This window comes from Emergencia timonensis (assembly GCF_900086585.1).
Classification (GTDB): domain Bacteria; phylum Bacillota; class Clostridia; order Peptostreptococcales; family Anaerovoracaceae; genus Senimuribacter; species Senimuribacter timonensis.
Map to the genome: position 1 here is coordinate 1 of NZ_FLKM01000002.1, position 876 is coordinate 876.

At 54.1% G+C, this 876-nt stretch carries 1 protein-coding gene; it reads right to left on the minus strand.

The genetic code is table 11. The annotated features are described in order from the left end of the window. Positions 1 to 876 (minus strand): VirB4-like conjugal transfer ATPase, CD1110 family (locus tag BN6539_RS00010; RefSeq protein WP_148484436.1); only part of this gene is annotated, 876 nt, incomplete at both ends.

The window sequence follows — 876 nt, forward strand, 5'->3', positions numbered from 1 at the left end:
GAAAATCCGCCTTCATGGAAAGCGGGCTTTCTCCGGCGGCCATATTGAGCTCCACATCCATCGGATTGAGATGGTGCGGGCTGTCCGGGGCAATCTCGATCACCTGGCCGCCCAGCCTTCGCACCAGTGGAGCGTATTCGCCCATCGGGTCAACCACGATGATCCGATCCTGCGGAATGGTGAGAAACACATTCAAGAGCTCGCGCTTTGCGGCAAAGCTCTTGCCGGAGCCCGTAGAGCCCAAATACATCCCGTTTGCCGATTTCAGCTTTTTGCGGTCAGCCATGATGACATTGTGAGAAAGTGCGTTCATGCCATAGTAGAGGGCCTGCCCAGCCATGCGGAGCTCCCTTGTCATAAAAGGAATAAAGATGGCTGTGGAGCTGGTGGTCATACCGCGCTGGATTTCTACCTCGTTGTAACCAAGGGCCAACGAGGAAACAAAGCCCTGTTCCTGTTGCCAGTCCAGACGGCGCAGAGCGCAGTTGTATTTCTGCGCGATACCGCCCACGGTAAACACATCGTTTTCCAGCCGCTGGCGGTTAGGAGCAAGGTTTACCACCGTAAAGGTCAGCAGAAACATTCGCTCATTGCGGGATTGCAAATCAGCCAGAAGTTCCGCTGCGTCCTTGCTGAATGTAATCAGGTCAGGGGGAAGAATATCCGGGTCATAGCCGGAGCGCACAGCCTTTCTCTGTTCCTCCACTTTCATTTTTCCGATGTCCGAGATTTTCCCCTTGATGGTCTTAATTGCCTTGAGCTGATCCACGGTCTGAATGTGCATGGTCACGGTCATTTCCGCATCCAGCTCCAAGATTTCCGCCAGCAGCTTATCCGAAAGCTCCGATGCCATAATCTGCAAGTAGGACACCGCGC